The organism is Streptomyces alkaliphilus (assembly GCF_014141535.1).
In the GTDB taxonomy this organism is placed as follows: domain Bacteria; phylum Actinomycetota; class Actinomycetes; order Streptomycetales; family Streptomycetaceae; genus Streptomyces; species Streptomyces alkaliphilus.
Map to the genome: position 1 here is coordinate 1 of NZ_VKHT01000035.1, position 14,987 is coordinate 14,987.

The 14,987-nt window shown below is 72.6% G+C and carries 13 protein-coding genes and 1 pseudogene; 2 read left to right on the plus strand and 12 right to left on the minus strand.

The genetic code is table 11. From position 1 onward, the window contains the following. Both FNQ90_RS26965 and pgl read left to right on the plus strand, forming a co-directional pair. A pseudogene (locus FNQ90_RS26965) lies at positions 1–229 on the plus strand (hypothetical protein); the annotation flags it as partial. Then, positions 226–1,029, plus strand: coding sequence for a 6-phosphogluconolactonase (pgl, locus tag FNQ90_RS02510; RefSeq protein WP_182604738.1), 804 nt, complete (start codon positions 226–228; stop codon positions 1,027–1,029). The pseudogene FNQ90_RS26965 and the gene pgl, both read left to right, overlap by 4 nt. A 122-nt stretch (positions 1,030–1,151) precedes the next feature. On the opposite strand, the gene pgi is transcribed toward pgl, so the two are convergent. The 12 genes from pgi to FNQ90_RS02570 form a co-directional block, all read right to left on the minus strand. Beyond that, positions 1,152–2,837, minus strand: coding sequence for a glucose-6-phosphate isomerase (pgi, locus tag FNQ90_RS02515; RefSeq protein ID WP_182604739.1), 1,686 nt, complete (start codon positions 2,835–2,837; stop codon positions 1,152–1,154). Between the two features lie 124 nt (positions 2,838–2,961). After that, positions 2,962–3,963, minus strand: coding sequence for a class I SAM-dependent methyltransferase (locus FNQ90_RS02520; protein WP_182604740.1), 1,002 nt, complete (start codon positions 3,961–3,963; stop codon positions 2,962–2,964). 163 nt (positions 3,964–4,126) lie between these two features. Beyond that, a complete protein-coding gene (locus FNQ90_RS02525) occupies positions 4,127–4,414 on the minus strand; it encodes an RNA polymerase-binding protein RbpA (RefSeq protein WP_153426938.1) in 288 nt (95 codons plus the stop codon). 176 nt (positions 4,415–4,590) lie between these two features. Beyond that, positions 4,591–4,821, minus strand: coding sequence for a preprotein translocase subunit SecG (secG, locus tag FNQ90_RS02530; RefSeq protein WP_143620231.1), 231 nt, complete (start codon positions 4,819–4,821; stop codon positions 4,591–4,593). A 227-nt stretch (positions 4,822–5,048) separates the two neighbouring features. Continuing rightward, on the minus strand, positions 5,049–5,825 hold the full coding sequence (gene tpiA / locus FNQ90_RS02535; protein WP_182604741.1) for a triose-phosphate isomerase: 777 nt from the start codon (positions 5,823–5,825) through the stop codon (positions 5,049–5,051). 275 nt (positions 5,826–6,100) lie between these two features. Further along, the gene (locus FNQ90_RS02540) at positions 6,101–7,324 is read right to left on the minus strand and encodes a phosphoglycerate kinase (RefSeq protein ID WP_182604742.1); all 1,224 of its coding nucleotides are present in this window, start codon (positions 7,322–7,324) and stop codon (positions 6,101–6,103) included. A 168-nt stretch (positions 7,325–7,492) separates the two neighbouring features. Beyond that, complete coding sequence (gene gap, locus FNQ90_RS02545; RefSeq protein ID WP_143620237.1) at positions 7,493–8,497, minus strand: type I glyceraldehyde-3-phosphate dehydrogenase; 1,005 nt, start codon at positions 8,495–8,497, stop codon at positions 7,493–7,495. A gap of 269 nt (positions 8,498–8,766) precedes the next feature. Next, positions 8,767–9,744: a DNA-binding protein WhiA gene (gene whiA / locus FNQ90_RS02550; protein WP_143622302.1), complete on the minus strand. Its 978-nt coding sequence runs from the start codon at positions 9,742–9,744 to the stop codon at positions 8,767–8,769. Continuing rightward, positions 9,735–10,814 carry a gluconeogenesis factor YvcK family protein gene (locus FNQ90_RS02555; protein WP_182604743.1) on the minus strand — a complete coding sequence of 360 codons (1,080 nt, stop codon included), beginning with the start codon at positions 10,812–10,814 and terminating at the stop codon, positions 9,735–9,737. The genes whiA and FNQ90_RS02555 overlap by 10 nt, the downstream gene beginning before the upstream one ends. Next, positions 10,814–11,749 (minus strand): RNase adapter RapZ, encoded by a 936-nt coding sequence (rapZ, locus tag FNQ90_RS02560; RefSeq protein ID WP_182604744.1) that lies wholly within the window; start codon positions 11,747–11,749, stop codon positions 10,814–10,816. The genes FNQ90_RS02555 and rapZ overlap by 1 nt, the downstream gene beginning before the upstream one ends. Before the next feature lie 379 nt (positions 11,750–12,128). Next, positions 12,129–14,201, minus strand: coding sequence for an excinuclease ABC subunit UvrC (uvrC, locus tag FNQ90_RS02565; RefSeq protein ID WP_182604745.1), 2,073 nt, complete (start codon positions 14,199–14,201; stop codon positions 12,129–12,131). Positions 14,202–14,255: 54 nt separating this feature from the next. Continuing rightward, positions 14,256–14,912 carry an MBL fold metallo-hydrolase gene (locus FNQ90_RS02570; protein WP_182604746.1) on the minus strand — a complete coding sequence of 219 codons (657 nt, stop codon included), beginning with the start codon at positions 14,910–14,912 and terminating at the stop codon, positions 14,256–14,258. Positions 14,913–14,987 lie beyond the last annotated feature (75 nt).

Consider the following 14,987-nt stretch of genomic DNA (forward strand, 5'->3'; position numbering starts at 1 on the left):
GGAGACCGGGAACGGCACCGGGGGGAGCGGAACCGGGGACAGCGACGAGCACAGCGACAACCGCGACAACCGGAACGAGGAGGACAACGGGGGCGGGCCCCCCACCGGGGAGGCCGAGGTCCCGGAGGGGTCCGGGGACACACCGGAGTCGGACCCCCGGAGGTCGCCGGGCGAGACCGGCTCGGGAACCTCGTGGAAGCTCACCGCCCGGAAGGGGATCAAGCGATGACCGAGTCGGGACGGGTGATCCCCCGGGTGCTGGTGCACCGGAGCGCGGAGGTGCTCGCGGCGGCCGCCGCCGCCCGCCTGTTGACCCGCGTCGTCGACGCGCAGGGTGAACGGGGTTCCGCGTCGGTGGTCCTGACCGGCGGCCGCAACGGCATCGCCCTGCTGCGGGCCGTGGCCGCCTCCCCGGCCCGGGAGGCGGTGGATTGGTCGCGGGTGGACCTGTGGTGGGGTGACGAGCGGTACCTGCCGGTCGGGCATCCGGACCGCAACGAGACGCAGGCCCGGGAGGCGTTGCTGGACTCGCTGCCGCTGGACCCGGCACGGGTGCACGCCATGCCGGCCGCCGACCCCGACAGCGATCCGGCCGCGCTCGGGGCGCTGGAGGCCGCCGCCGAGCGGTACGCCGCCGAACTCGCGGCGGCCTCACCGGACGGGAGCGGCCTTTTCGAGCCGGACGTCCTGCTGCTGGGCGTGGGACCGGACACCCATGTGGCCTCCCTCTTCCCCGATCACCCCGCGCTGGGGGAGAGCGGGCGCGCGGTGGTGGCGGTGCGAGGCGCGCCGAAGCCGCCGGCGGAGCGGATCAGCCTGACGCGTCCGGCCATCCTGGGTGCGCGCGAGGTCTGGTTGCTGGCCGCCGGGGAGGACAAGGCGGGGGCGGTGGCCACCGCCCTGTCGGGGGCCGACGGCGCCTCGGTACCCGCGGCGGGGGTGCACGGCACGGAGCGGACGTTGTGGCTGCTGGACACGGCGGCCGCGGCGCAGCTGCCGGAACGGATCCGCCCGCCCATCACCGGCTGAGCGGCCCCGGCCGCTCGCGGCCCGGCCCCGACCCGAAGACGGCCCCCGTCCCGCCGAAGATCGGCGGGACGGGGGCCGTCGCACGGTTCCGGGTGCGGACGCCGGCCACCGGGCCGGGCGGCTCAACGCCCGCGCAGTTCGCGGTACCGGGCGACCAGGGCCGCGGTGGAGGCGTCCAGACCGGACACCTCGGCGCCCTCGGTGAGCGCCGGCTCCACCCGCTTGGCCAGGACCTTGCCCAGCTCGACGCCCCACTGGTCGAAGGAGTCGATGTTCCACACCGCGCCCTGGACGAAGACCTTGTGCTCGTACAGCGCGACGAGTTGTCCCAGCACGGAGGGGGTCAGCCGGGGGGCCAGGATCGTGGTGGTGGGACGGTTGCCCCGGAAGGTGCGATGCGGCACAAGCTCCCCGGTGACACCCTCGGCCCGGACCTCCTCGGCGGTCTTGCCGAAGGCCAGGGCCTGCCCCTGGGCGAAGAGGTTGGCCATCAGCAGGTCGTGGTGGTCCCGCAGTCGGGGGGAGAGCTCGGCCACCGGCCGGGCGAAGCCGATCAGGTCGGCCGGGACGAGCTTGGTGCCCTGGTGCAGCAACTGGTAGTAGGCGTGCTGACCATTGGTGCCCGGGGTGCCCCAGACGATCGGACCGGTCTGCCAGCGCACCGGCTCGCCGTCCCGATCCACGGACTTGCCGTTGGACTCCATGTCCAGCTGCTGGAGGTAGGCGGGGAACTTCCCCAGGTAGTGGGAGTAGGGCAGTACCGCGTGCGACTGGGCGTCGTGGAAGGCGTTGTACCAGATGCCCAGCAGACCCATGAGGAGCGGGGCGTTGGCCGCCGGCGGAGCGGTGCGGAAGTGCTCGTCGACGGTGTGGAAGCCGGCCAGCATGTCGTGGAAGTTGTCCGGGCCGATGCCGACCATCAGCGCCAGGCCGATCGCCGAGTCGTAGGAGTACCGGCCCCCGACCCAGTCCCAGAACTCGAACATGTTGGCGGTGTCGATGCCGAAGGCGGCGACCTCGGCGGCGTTGGTGGAGACCGCCACGAAGTGGCGGGCGACCGCCTCCTCGTCGGCGTCCGGGCCCAGTCCCTCCAGCAGCCAGGCCCGGGCCGAGCGGGCGTTGGTGATCGTCTCGATGGTGGTGAAGGTCTTGGAGGCCACCACGAAGAGCGTCTCGGCGGGGTCCAGTCCCCGCAGCGCCTCGTGCAGGTCCGAGCCGTCCACGTTGGAGACGAAGCGGATGGCCACCTCCCGGCTGGCGTAGGGGCGCAGGGCCTCGTAGGCCATGGCCGGGCCCAGGTCGGAGCCGCCGATGCCGATGTTGACGACCGTGCGGATGCGCCGACCGGTGTGCCCGGTCCACTCCCCCGAGCGGACGCGCTCGGCGAAGGCGCCCATGCGGTCCAGGACGGCGTGCACGGCGGGCACGACGTTCTCCCCGACACCCCCGCCGTCCCCGCCGTCGCCGACCACCCGGATCTCGGCGTCCCGGGGCGCCCGCAGCGCGGTGTGCAGTACCGCCCGGTCCTCGGTGGTGTTGATCCGCTCCCCGCGGAACATCGCGTCCCGCAGCCCGGTCACGTCCGTCGCGGCGGCCAGGTCGAGCAACAGACGCAGTGTCTCGTCGGTGATGAGGTGCTTGGAGAAGTCGATGTGGAGGTCACCGGCCCGCACCGTGTGGCGCTCCGCCCGTCCCGGGTCCTTGGCGAACAGTTCCCGGAGGTCGACCTCCCCCAGCTCCTCCCGGTGCTTCGCCAAGTCGTGCCACTCCGGCATCCGGTCGAGCCCCGTCCGGCCTGCTGCGTTCATCGTGCGTTTCCAGCCCATCTCTCGCTGTGCGGTCCCCGCCGGGGCCCACGCTAGTCGATCCCGGGTCCGGTCGATCCCGGTGTACGGAGCCGGACGATCGGCCGCGTCCCGGGGCCGCGGCCGATCAGCGCGCCCGCAGGAAGGCGCTGGTGGCGACCCTGCCGACCCACTCGAGGCGGCCGTCACCGCGTTTGAGGTGGCGGTCGGTGGCCTCCTGCACGCCGGGCCATTGCCGGGCCCCGTAGTCGTCGAGGACCACCACCGCGCCCGGCGCGGTGATCGTCTCCACCCACTCCAGATCGGCCGCCACCCCCTCGGCGGTGTGGTCGCCGTCCACCACGATCAACCCGTAGGAACGGTCCGAGGCCGCCGTACGCACCTCCGGGTCGCCCGACAGCCCCCGGCACAGCCGCGTCCGGTCGGGGTCCACCCCGGCCAGCGCGAGGTTGGAACGCACCAGGGCCTCGGTGATGGGCACCCCGGAGGCGTCCTCCCGCAGCTCCCTGCCGCCCTGGAGCTGTCGGGGCGCCACCGGGTCCACGAGGGTGAGCCGGTAGTCGTTCCCGCTCCGCAGCACCTGGCGGACCAGGGCCCCGGCGAACAGACCGTAGAGACAACCGATCTCCAGGATCTCCCCGTTCGGCGGGCGCAGCAGGGGAACGGCGGCGAGCTTGCCGACGATGTTGGGGGTGGAGCCGGCGACGCGTCCCACCCCCCGGTTCTCCACCTCCACCAGGGTGCGGTGTGCGATGACCACCTCGCGCGGCGCGACACCGCGCGGATCCCCGAGGTCGGCGAGTTCGGCGGCGAGCATGCGCATCCGGTCGGGATCGACACGACGGTCCCGACGCCCCTCCGGGCCGAAGATCGCCTCCACCGTCGCCCGGACGACCGGGTCGGCGGCGGGGTCGGCGGCGTTGGGCGGGCCGCCGGGGCCGACGCCCGGGGCGCCGCCGGACCGCAGGGCCGACACCTCGGCGCGGAGTTCCTCCACGGCCCGTCGCAGTTCGGCCACGGTGCGCCCCCGCTCCCCACCGGTGTGGCGGATACGGCGGTCGATGCGGGAATCGAGTGCCCGCAGAACGGGGCGCAGGGCTTGCCTGAGCAGAAGGGGGGGCTTGGCCATGGGAGGACGTTAATGAGCCCCGCCGCGGCTCGCCGCACGGACGGCGCGGGCTTCACAGGACCTTCTCCCGCCGGTAAGCCGGCGTTCCCCGGGGCCGGGCCCTCACGGCGGCGGGGGCTTCACCGGGCGCCCCGGAGAGCGGTCGGACGCCGCGCCCCGGCCCTCAGATCTCGCCGCGGAGCTTGGCGAGCGCCTCGGCGAGGATGGCCTCGCCGTCGGCCTCGCTGCGTCGCTCACGGACGTACGCCAGGTGTGTCTTGTAGGGCTCGTTGCGCGGCGGGTCCGGCGGGTTGTCACGGTTCTGACCGGCGGGGAAGCCGCAGCGCGGGCAGTCCCAACCATCCGGGATCTGCGCGTCGCTGGCGAAGCTCGGCCGCGTCTCGTGTCCGTTCGCGCACCAGAACGAGACCCTCAGACGGGGCGCGGATTCCCCGCGCTCGGCCTCGCCCATGGGCCCCGCGCCGACCCGGCTGCCCCGGATCGCGTTGCCACCTGCCACGGTCTGACTCCCTGCCTCACGTGCTGCGAAGTTGCCCCAGTGTATGTGAGGTTCCCCCCCGCGCAGGACCCGTGGTAACGAACGATGCCGGGGTGTGATCACCCCCGGCCGGTTCGTCGCGGGAAAGGTCAGTTCTTGACCAGGAGACCCAGGACCACGATGATCGCGAACCAGATCAGGCCCACGACGACGGTGATCCGGTCCAGGTTCCGCTCGGCCACCGAGGAACCACCGACGGAGGACTGCATGCCGCCACCGAACATGTCGGAGAGGCCGCCGCCCTTGCCCTTGTGCATGAGCACCAACAGCCCCAGCAGGAAGCTGAACAGGATGAGGGCGATCGAGAACCCCGTGATCACGGTGAACCCACTCTCTGGAGACGGACTGGTGGTGGACGTGTGCGCGGCCCGGGCGCCAAAGGGCGGCCCGGAGGCCGACCGGACGTCCCCCAATGTACAGGTTGGAGCCCGGCGGGCGTCCCCCGCTGCACGCGATGATCGGGGATCCGGGATCGCGTGCGGCGGGCTGACGCCGACCGGGGCCCCGGGAGGGCGGGCGGCGGCCCACCCGTCCCGGGGTCGGTGGATCAGCGGTCGCGGAAGCGGACGATGCGGACGAACTCGTCGGCGTCCAAAGAGGCCCCGCCGACCAGGGCGCCGTCCACATCGGGCTGGGCCATGATCGCGGCGACGTTGTCCCCCTTGACCGAACCGCCGTACTGGATGCGCACCTGCTCGGCGACGCCGGAGTCGTACAGCTCGGCCAGCCGGGCACGGATGGCCCCGCAGACCTCCTGGGCGTTCTCGGGGGTGGCGACCTCGCCGGTGCCGATGGCCCACACCGGCTCGTAGGCGATCACCAGCCGGGCGGCCTGCTCGACGGGGAGATCGCGCAGCGCGCCGTCGAGCTGCGCGAGCGTGTGCGGCACCTGCTCGCCGGCCTTCCGCACGTCCAGTCCCTCGCCGACGCACAGGATCGGCACCAGACCGTGCCGGAAGGCGGCGCGGACCTTCGCGTTGCAGGTCTCCTCGTTCTCGCCGTGGTACTGGCGACGCTCGGAGTGGCCGACGACCACATAGGCGCAGCCGAGCTTGGCGAGCATGGAGCCGGAGATCTCACCGGTGCGGGCACCGGAGTCCTCGGAGGAGAGGTCCTGGGCCCCGTAGCGCAACTTGAGTTTGTCCCCGTCCACCAGGGTCTGCACCGAGCGCAGATCGGTGAAGGGAGGAAGGAGTACGACCTCGACGGCCTCGTAGTCCTTGTCCGCCAGGGCGAAGGCGAGCTTCTGGGCGTGGGCGATGGCCTCGAGGTGGTTGAGGTTCATCTTCCAGTTGCCCGCCATCAGCGGCGTGCGAGTGGTCATCGGTGGCGTGTCCTCGTCATCATCGGATTCGTCGGATTCATCGGAGCCTTCGGGTCCCGGGCACGGCGGGTGCGTCGGGCACATCCGGTTCCCGGGGGTGTCATCGGTGGAGTCGGGTGGGGTTCCCGGCACCGGTGGCCGACGGGGCCGGTAGGAGCCGGGATCCGGTGTCGGACAGGACACCGGTTGTCAGGGGGCGGACGCCGGCGGCGGACCGGGGCTCCCGGTGGCGCGTGTCGTGATCAACACGCCCCGCGGGCCCCGACCCCGCCGGCTCAGTCCTCCAGCGCCGCGAGACCCGGCAGGGTCTTGCCCTCCAGGTACTCCAGGCTCGCTCCGCCACCGGTGGAGATGTGACCGAAGGCCGTCTCGTCGAAGCCCAACAGGCGGACCGCGGCGGCGGAGTCGCCACCGCCCACGACGGTGAAGGCGTCACCGTCGAGCAGCGCCTGCGCGACCGCCCTGGTGCCGTCCGCGAACTCCGGGTGCTCGAAGACCCCCATCGGACCGTTCCAGAACACCGTGGCGGTGTCGGCCAGGCGGGCGGCGTAGAGCTTGCGGGACTCCGGACCGATGTCCAGGCCCATCCGTCCCTCGGGCATCGCGTCGGCGGGGACCGTCTCCGGGTTTGCGGACGCGCCGGTCTCCGGGTCCGGGAAGTTCTCCGCGACCACGATGTCCACCGGCAGCACGAACTCCACTCCGCGCTCCTCGGCCCGGCGCAGGTAGTCGCGGACCGCCGGGATCTGGTCCTCCTGCAGCAGCGAGGAACCCACGCGGTGGCCCCGGGCCGCCAGGAAGGTGAACACCATGCCGCCGCCGATCAGGATGCGGTCGGCACGCTCCAGCAGGTGGTCGATGACCCCGAGCTTGTCGGAGACCTTCGCCCCGCCCAGGACGACGGCGTAGGGACGCTCGACGTTCTCGGTCAGCCGGCGCAGCACACCGACCTCGGTGGCGATCAGGCCGCCGGCGGCGTGCGGCAGGCGGGCGGGCAGGTCCCACACCGAGGCGTGCCGACGGTGCACGGCACCGAAACCGTCGCCGACGTACAGGTCGGCGAGTTCGGCGAGACGGTCGGCGAAGGCGCCGCGTTCGGCGTCGTCCTTGGCGGTCTCACCGGCGTTGAAGCGCAGGTTCTCCAGTAGCGCCACCTCCCCGTCGGCCAGGCCCTCGACGGTCGCCAGGGCGGCGGGTCCGACGGTGTCGTCGGCGAAGGCGACCGGACGGTTCAGGAGTTCCCCGAGCCGCGCGGCGACCGGGGCCAGGGAGTACCGGGGGTCGGGCTCGCCCTTGGGACGGCCCAGGTGGGATGTGACGATCACCCGGGCACCGGCCTCGGCCAGCCGGGTGATCGTCGGCACGGCGGCCCGGATGCGGCCGTCGTCGGTGATGGTCTGCGCGCCGGGGGCGCCGGCGAGGGGAACGTTGAGGTCGGCGCGCACCAGGACGCGGCGACCGGCCACGCCCCGGGCGATGAGGTCGTCGAGGGTCTGCACGGATCGACTCCTGTCGGTGGAAAAGTGCGTCGGCTGTCGGTGGGAAGGCGCGGGGGACGCCGCGGTGGCCCGGCACGTGCCGGGCGGACCGGCGCAGGGAACAGGGCCCGTGCACGCGGCACGGGCCCTGTCCGTCACATCGCGGTCACGCCGCGGTGTCGCCCGCGGTCAGAGCTTCTCGCCGACGAAGACGGTGAGGTCCACCAGACGGTTGGAGTAGCCCCACTCGTTGTCGTACCAGCCGACGACCTTGACCTGGTTGCCCTGCGCCATGGTGAGCTGGGAGTCGAAGGTGCAGGAGGCGGGCCAGTTGACGATGTCGGAGGAGACGATCGGGTCCTCGGTGTACTCCAGGACGCCCTTGAGCTGCCCCTCGGCCGCCTTCTGGAAGGCGGCGTTGACCTCGTCGCGGGTCACGTCGCGGCTGACCTCGAGCACCAGGTCGGTGACCGAACCGGTGGGAACCGGGACGCGCATGGCGATGCCGTCGAGCTTGCCCTTGAGCTGCGGGAGCACCAGGGCGGTGGCCTTCGCGGCGCCGGTGGAGGTGGGGATGATGTTCTGCGCGGCGGCCCGGGCACGACGCAGGTCCTTGTGCGGGAAGTCCAGGATGCGCTGGTCGTTGGTGTACGCGTGAACCGTCGTCATCATGCCCTTGACGATCCCGAAGTTCTCGTCCATGACCTTCGCCAGCGGCGCCACGCAGTTGGTGGTGCAGGAGGCGTTGGAGATGACGTGGTGGTTCGCCGGGTCGTAGTCCTCGTGGTTGACGCCCATGACCACGGTGAAGTCCTCGTTCTTGGCCGGGGCCGAGATCAGGACCTTCTTCGCACCGGCGGTCAGGTGCTTGGCGGCGTCCTCACGCTTGGTGAAGATGCCGGTGGACTCGATGACGATGTCCACACCGAGCTCGCCCCACGGGATGTCGGCGGGGTCGCGCTCGGAGAGGACCTTGACGGTCTTTCCGTCCACGGTGATGGTGTCGGTGGTGTGGGAGACCTCGGCCTGGAGGCGACCCATGATCGTGTCGTACTTCAGCAGGTGGGCGGTGGTCGCTGTGTCACCCAGGTCGTTGACAGCCACGATCTCGACGTCAGCTCCCTGCTCCAGGAGCGCGCGGAAGTAGTTGCGACCGATGCGGCCGAAGCCGTTGATGCCTACGCGGATCGTCACGAACCGATCTCCTCGTTGGTACGCCGGTGACGGACACCGACGAAGCTGTTTGGGATGTCCCCGACCACATCCGACCCTACCGCGCCGGGCCCCGGGTGGTGACATCGGCGGGCCGGTCCCCCGATGGGCCGAACGGCCCGTTTTCACCGATCGGTGGCTACTTTTCGGTAACCGGTCGGGTGTGGGCATCGGCGCCGGCGGTCTCCCCCGCCCCCCGGGGAACCGGGCCCGACCCCGGCCACCCCGGAGGGGGCCGGGTCGACGGGGTGTCAGCCCACCATCTCCTCGGTGAGGCTCGCCTCCGTGCCGGGCACCCCCAGGTCACTCGCCCGCTTGTCGGCCATCGCCAGCAACCGCCGGATCCGGCCCGCGACGGCGTCCTTGGTCAGCGGCGGGTCGGCGAGGGCGCCCAATTCCTCCAGGGACGCCTGCTTGTGGTCCATCCGCAGCCGACCGGCGGCGGCGAGGTGCTCGGGAACGTCGTCGCCGAGGATCTCCAGGGCCCGCTGCACCCGGGCGCCGGCGGCCACGGCAGCCCGGGCCGAGCGCCGCAGGTTGGCGTCGTCGAAGTTGGCCAGCCGGTTGGCCGTGGCCCGCACCTCCCGGCGCATCCGCCGCTCCTCCCAGGCCAGCACCGCCTCGTGGGCGCCCAGACGGGTGAGCAGGGCGCCGATGGCGTCGCCGTCGCGGACCACGACCCGGTCCACCCCGCGCACCTCGCGGGCCTTGGCCGCGATCTGGAGTCGACGGGCCGCCCCCACCAGGGCCAGCGCGGCCTCCGGACCGGGACAGGTCACCTCCAGGGAGGAGGAACGCCCGGGCTCGGTGAGTGATCCGTGGGCGAGGAAGGCGCCGCGCCAGGCGGACTCGGCGTCACAGCCGGCCCCCGAGACGACCTGTGGTGGCAGCCCCCGGATGGGGCGACCGCGGCTGTCCACCAGTCCGGTCTGCCGGGCCAGTTGCTCACCGCCGGCCACCACCCGCACCACGTAGCGGCTGCCCCGGCGCAGGCCACCGGGGGCCATCACCACCAGGTCGGAGGCATGCCCGAAGATCTCCAGGATGTCGCGGCGAAGACGGCGGGCGGCGATGCCGGTGTCCAGCTCCGCCTCGATCACGATGCGCCCGCTCACCAGGTGCAACCCACCGGCGAACCGCAGCATGGAGGAGACCTCCGCCTTGCGGCAACAGGTGCGGGTCACCGGGAGACGCGAGATCTCGTCCTTCACCGCTGCCGTCATCGCCATGGGCCGATCCTTCCGTGCATCCGAAAAATACGGTCGTACGCCGCGGCCAACAGCTCCGGGTCGTGCCGGGGCGTGGTGTCGCGCGCCGCGACCGGGGCCCGTTGAACCACGGCCCCGATCCGTTCGGCGGCCTCCTCGAGGCCGGCCTGGTGGTCCCGGGTGGCGGCCGTGTCGGCCAACACCACGTCGAAGGTGAGTTTAGGGGCGTGTTGTACCAAAACCTCCACATGACGCTGCGGCGAGAAGCCGTCGGTCTCCCCGGGTTGCGGCGCGAGGTTGAGGCACAACACCCTGCGGGCCCGGGTCTCGGTGAGCGCCGAGAGCAGGTCGGGCACCAGCAGGTGGGGGATCACGGAGGTGAACCAGGAACCGGGGCCGAGAATCACCCAGTCGGCCTCCCGGATGGCGGCCACCGCCTCGGGAACGGCCGGCGGATCGGGGGGCGTCAGCCGCACCCGTTGCACCTCGCCGGAGGTCAGCGCCACCGTCGCCTGACCGCACACCAGGGAGGTCTCCCCGGGGCGGGCCGGGTCGTGGCCGCGCACCTCGGCGCACAGTTCCAGCGGCACGCCGGCCATGGGCAGCACCCGTCCCCGGGCCCCCAGCAGCCTCCCCACCAGATCCAACGCGGCCACGTGATCGCCCAGTTGCTCCCACAGGGCCACGATCAGCAGGTTGCCCACCGCGTGATCGTGCAGCTCCCCCCGGCTGGTGAAGCGGTGCTGCACCAGCCGCGCCCAGGTGCGGCCCCACTCGTCGTCACCGCACAGCGCGGCCAGGGCCTTGCGCAGGTCGCCCGGTGGCAGGACGCCGAGTTCGTCCCGCAGCCGACCGCTGGAGCCACCGTCGTCCGCGACGGTCACCACGGCGGTGAGGTCCTCACCGGTGATCCGACGCAGGGCCGTGAGGGACGCGGACAGGCCCCGACCTCCGCCCAGGGCCACCACCTTCGGCGGGCCGGCACCGCGAGCGCCGCGGCCGGGGCGCCCTGGAGCGCGGCCGGGGCGCAGGACCCGCACCGGGCGCGCCCCGCCGGGGGATCGGCGCGGCTCCCGGCCGCCCGGCGGCATTACTCGCGTCCCATGTCTCGGTGGACGACCGAGGTCTCCACCCCCGCGGCGGAGAGTCTGCGGGCCAATCGCTCGGACATGGCCACGCTGCGGTGCTTGCCGCCGGTGCAGCCGATCGCGATGGTGACCCAGCGCTTGCCCTCGCGCTTGTAACCGGAGGTGATCAGCTCCAGCAGCTCGGCGTAGCGCTCCAGGAAGTCCTTGGCGCCGGGCTGGTCGAACACGTAGCCGGCCACCTGCTCGCTGGTGCCGGTGTAGGGCCGCAGCTCCGGCACCCAGTGCGGGTTGGGCAGGAAGCGGACGTCGGCGACGTGGTCGGCGTCCACCGGCAGTCCGTACTTGAACCCGAAGGACATGACGGTGGCACGCAGTTCCGGCTCGTCGTTGCCGGTGAAGTGGGCGTTCATCTTGGCCCGCAGCTCGTGCACGTTGAGCGAGGAGGTGTCGATCACCAGATCGGCGTCGCCGCGCAGTTCGCGCAGCAGATCCCGCTCGGCGGCGATGCCGTCGACGATGCGCCCCTCGCCCTGGAGGGGGTGCGGACGACGGACCGACTCGAACCGCTGCACGAGGGCGTTGTCGGACGCCTCCAGGAAGACGGTGCGGCGGGTGACGCCCATGGCGGTGAGGTCGGTCAGGGACTCCCGCAGGCTGTCGAAGAACCCGCGTCCGCGCACGTCGACGACGACGGCGATGCGGGCCACGTTGCCCTGCGAGCGGGCGCCGAGGTCGACCATGGTGGTGATCAGCGCGGGCGGGAGGTTGTCCACGACGAACCAGCCCAGGTCCTCCAGGCACTTGGCGGCGGTGCTGCGGCCCGCGCCGGACATACCGGAGATGATCACCAACTCGGGCAGGGTCGGCTCCTCGGAGAGCGGGGCGAGACCGGGCTCGCGCGCGTCGGTGGCGGCGGTCTCGGGCGTCTGATCACTCATCGTGGGGCTCCCCCGGGGCGGTCGCCGCGCGGGTGACGCGCGACGGTTTGGGCACGGCTCGTGGGCGAGCCGCGGTGGCGGACATGCGGACGGTGCGGCGATCCGGGCACGGACCGACTCGGCCGGGAGGGATCCGACGGACGCGCGGACGCGCCGGTCGGCCGGATCGTCGTCCCGGCTCGCCGGTGGATCACGATCCGCTCCTCCGCCACCGATGGTGCCACCTGCCCCGCCCGCTCCGACGCACACCCCGGAAAGAGGTTGTCCGGGTCCCGGGGGGCGTGGCGCCCGTCACAGCTTTTTCCTCGAGGTCCCTCGAGGTCCCTCGAGGTCCCTCGAGTTCTCCCGGGTTCCCCGGGGCCCCTCGGACGGTTGTCGATCACTCCTCGATGATCTCACCGGTGGCGGTGTTGACGGCCGGGGCGGGGCCCGGCCCGGCGGCGAGAGCGGCCACGATCGTCTCGGCGGTGCGGCGGCCGATACCCGGCACCTCGCACAGTTGGTCCACGTCCGCGGCGCGCAATCGCTTGAGCGAGCCGAAATGACGCAGCAGCGCGGTGCGGCGGGTCTCGCCGAGACCGGGGATGTCGTCCAGCGGCCCCCGTCGCACCGCCGCCGAGCGGCGGGTGCGCTGGTAGCGGATCGCGAAGCGGTGTGCCTCGTCGCGGACCCGCTGGAGGAGGTACAGGCCCTCGCTCGTGCGGGGCAGGACGACCGGGTCCTCCTCGTCCGGCAGCCACACCTCCTCCAGCCGCTTGGCGAGGCCGCAGACGGCCACGTCGTCGATGCCCAGCTCGTCCATGGCACGGCGGGCGGCGGCCACCTGTGCGGGGCCGCCGTCGACGACCACGAGCTGCGGGGGGTAGGCGAAGCGACGGGGACGGCCCTCCTCGTCCCGGGCGGTACCGGCGAGGGGCGGTTCGTCCCCCCCGTCGGGCACCGGGGCCCCGCCGGGTGGGCCGGGGTCGGACGGGGCGTCCGGGGAGCCGGGGTCCCGGGCACCGTCGGCCGACCACTCGTCCGTGTTCTCCATCTCCCTCAGGTAGCGGCGGAAGCGGCGGGAGACCACCTCGTGCATGGCGCGCACGTCGTCCTGGCCCTCGAAGCCGCGGATCCTGAAGCGCCGGTACTCACCCTTGCGGGCCAGACCGTCCTCGAAGACCACCATGGAGCCGACGACATCCTCCCCCTGCAGGTGGGAGATGTCGAAGCACTCGATGCGCAGCGGTGCGGAGTCCAGCCCCAGTGCCTCGGTGATCTCCTCGAGCGCGCGGGAGCGGGTGGTCAGGTCGGAGGCACGCTTGGTCTTGTGGACGGCGAGGGCGTGCTCGGCGTTGCGGGTGACGGTGGCCAGCAGCTCCTTCTTGTCGCCCCGACGGGGAACCCTCAGTTCGACCCGTGAGCCGCGTCGCGCCGCGAGCCAGGCCCCCAGCGCCTCGGCCGAGTCCGGCAACTCGGGAACGAGCACCTCGCGGGGCACGCCTCCCCCGCCGCCGGTCTCCTCGCCGGCCCCGGACTCCTCGCCGTAGAGCTGCTGCAACGCGTGCTCGACCAACCCGGCGACGGAGACGTCCTCGACCCGGTCGCTGATCCAGCCGCGTTGGCCGCGCACCCGGCCGCCGCGCACGTGGAAGATCTGCACCGCCGCCTCGAGCTCGTCCGCGGCCACCGCGAGGAGGTCGGCGTCGGTGGCGTCGTCCAGCACCACCGCGCTCTTCTCCATGGCCCGGCGCAGGGCGGCGATGTCGTCGCGCAACCGGGCCGCCCGCTCGTACTCCATGGCCTCGGCCGCGGCGGCCATCTCCCCCTCCAGCCGGCGCAGGTGGGTACCGGTCCTGCCGGCCATGAAGTCACAGAACTGTTCGGCGAGTTCGCGGTGCTCCCCGGGCGTGACGCGACCGGTGCAGGGGGCGGCGCACTTCTCGATGTAGCCGAGCAGACAGGGTCGGCCCACCTGGCGGGCGCGTTTGAAGACCCCGTCGGAACAGGTGCGCACCGGGAAGGTGCGCAGCAGCAGATCCACGGTCTCCCGAATCGCCCAGGCGTGGGCGTAGGGACCGAAGTACCGCACGCCGCGCCGCTTGGGGCCGCGCATCACCCGGACCCGGGGGAACTCCTCGTTCATGGTGACCGCGAGGGAGGGATAGCTCTTGTCGTCGCGGTACTTGACGTTGAACCGGGGGTCGTACTCCTTGATCCAGGCGTACTCCAACTGGAGGGCCTCCACCTCGGTGGAGACGACCGTCCACTCCACCGAGGCGGCGGTGGTGACCATGCCGGCGGTGCGCGGGTGCAGCGCGGCGACGTCCTGGAAGTAGGAGGCCAGCCGGCGACGCAGGCTCTTGGCCTTCCCGACGTAGATCACCCGACGGTGCTCGTCGCGGAAGCGGTAGACACCGGGGGTGTCCGGAACCTCTCCCGGGGCGGGGCGGTAGGTGGAGGGATCGGCCATGCCGACCACCCTAGTCCGGGACGCCGACAACACCGCCCCGCCGGGGACGGGGCCTCACCAGCCGCGTTCGCGCCACTCGGGAAGGTGGGGACGTTCGGCTCCGAGGGAGGTGTCGGCGCCGTGGCCGGGATAGATCCAGGTCTCGTCGGGCAGTGCGGCGAAGAGCTTGGTCTCCACGTCGTGCAGCAGGCTGTGGAACGCCTCCGCGTCACCGCGGGTGTTGCCCACACCTCCGGGGAACAGACAGTCGCCGACGAAGGCGTGGGGGTGACCGCGGGGGTCGTCGTACACCAGGACCACGGACCCCTCGGTGTGGCCGACCAGATGCCGCGCCACCAGGTCGCAACGCCCCACGGTGACGGTGTCCCCGTCGTCCAGGAGGCGGTCGGTGGGCACCGGGATGCCGGGGGCGTCGTGTCGACCGGCCAGGGTGGTGGCCCCGGTCGCGGCGACCACGTCCTCCAGTGCCTGCCAGTGGTCGCCGTGCCGGTGGGTGGTGACCACGGTGGCGAGGCCGTCCGGCCCGATGAGTCTCAGCAGGGTGTCGGGGTCGGCCGCGGCGTCGATCAGGAGTTGTTCCCCGGTGGCCCGGCAGCGCAGGAGGTAGGCGTTGTTCTCCATGGGTCCGACGGCGACCTTGCTGATCAGCAGGCCGGCCAGTTCGTGGACGTCGGGGGGGCCGCCGACGGCGACCCGACCGGTGTAGGTCATGGGGTGCGGTCCTTTCCGGTACCCGTCCCCCGGGAGGGGCGGGCGGGTGGTGCGGGGCTCGGATCAATCACAGGG

What these genes read in the sequence shown, in the direction of transcription:
- pgl (WP_182604738.1), top strand. Translation starts at nt 226, where the DNA reads ATGACCGAGTCGGGACGGGTGATCCCCCGGGTGCTGGTGCACCGGAGC.
- pgi (WP_182604739.1), bottom strand. Translation starts at nt 2,837, where the DNA reads ATGAACGCAGCAGGCCGGACGGGGCTCGACCGGATGCCGGAGTGGCAC.
- FNQ90_RS02520 (WP_182604740.1), bottom strand. Translation starts at nt 3,963, where the DNA reads ATGGCCAAGCCCCCCCTTCTGCTCAGGCAAGCCCTGCGCCCCGTTCTG.
- FNQ90_RS02525 (WP_153426938.1), bottom strand. Translation starts at nt 4,414, where the DNA reads ATGGGCGAGGCCGAGCGCGGGGAATCCGCGCCCCGTCTGAGGGTCTCG.
- tpiA (WP_182604741.1), bottom strand. Translation starts at nt 5,825, where the DNA reads ATGACCACTCGCACGCCGCTGATGGCGGGCAACTGGAAGATGAACCTC.
- whiA (WP_143622302.1), bottom strand. Translation starts at nt 9,744, where the DNA reads ATGGCGATGACGGCAGCGGTGAAGGACGAGATCTCGCGTCTCCCGGTG.
- FNQ90_RS02555 (WP_182604743.1), bottom strand. Translation starts at nt 10,814, where the DNA reads ATGCCGCCGGGCGGCCGGGAGCCGCGCCGATCCCCCGGCGGGGCGCGC.
- rapZ (WP_182604744.1), bottom strand. Translation starts at nt 11,749, where the DNA reads ATGAGTGATCAGACGCCCGAGACCGCCGCCACCGACGCGCGCGAGCCC.
- uvrC (WP_182604745.1), bottom strand. Translation starts at nt 14,201, where the DNA reads ATGGCCGATCCCTCCACCTACCGCCCCGCCCCGGGAGAGGTTCCGGAC.
- FNQ90_RS02570 (WP_182604746.1), bottom strand. Translation starts at nt 14,912, where the DNA reads ATGACCTACACCGGTCGGGTCGCCGTCGGCGGCCCCCCCGACGTCCAC.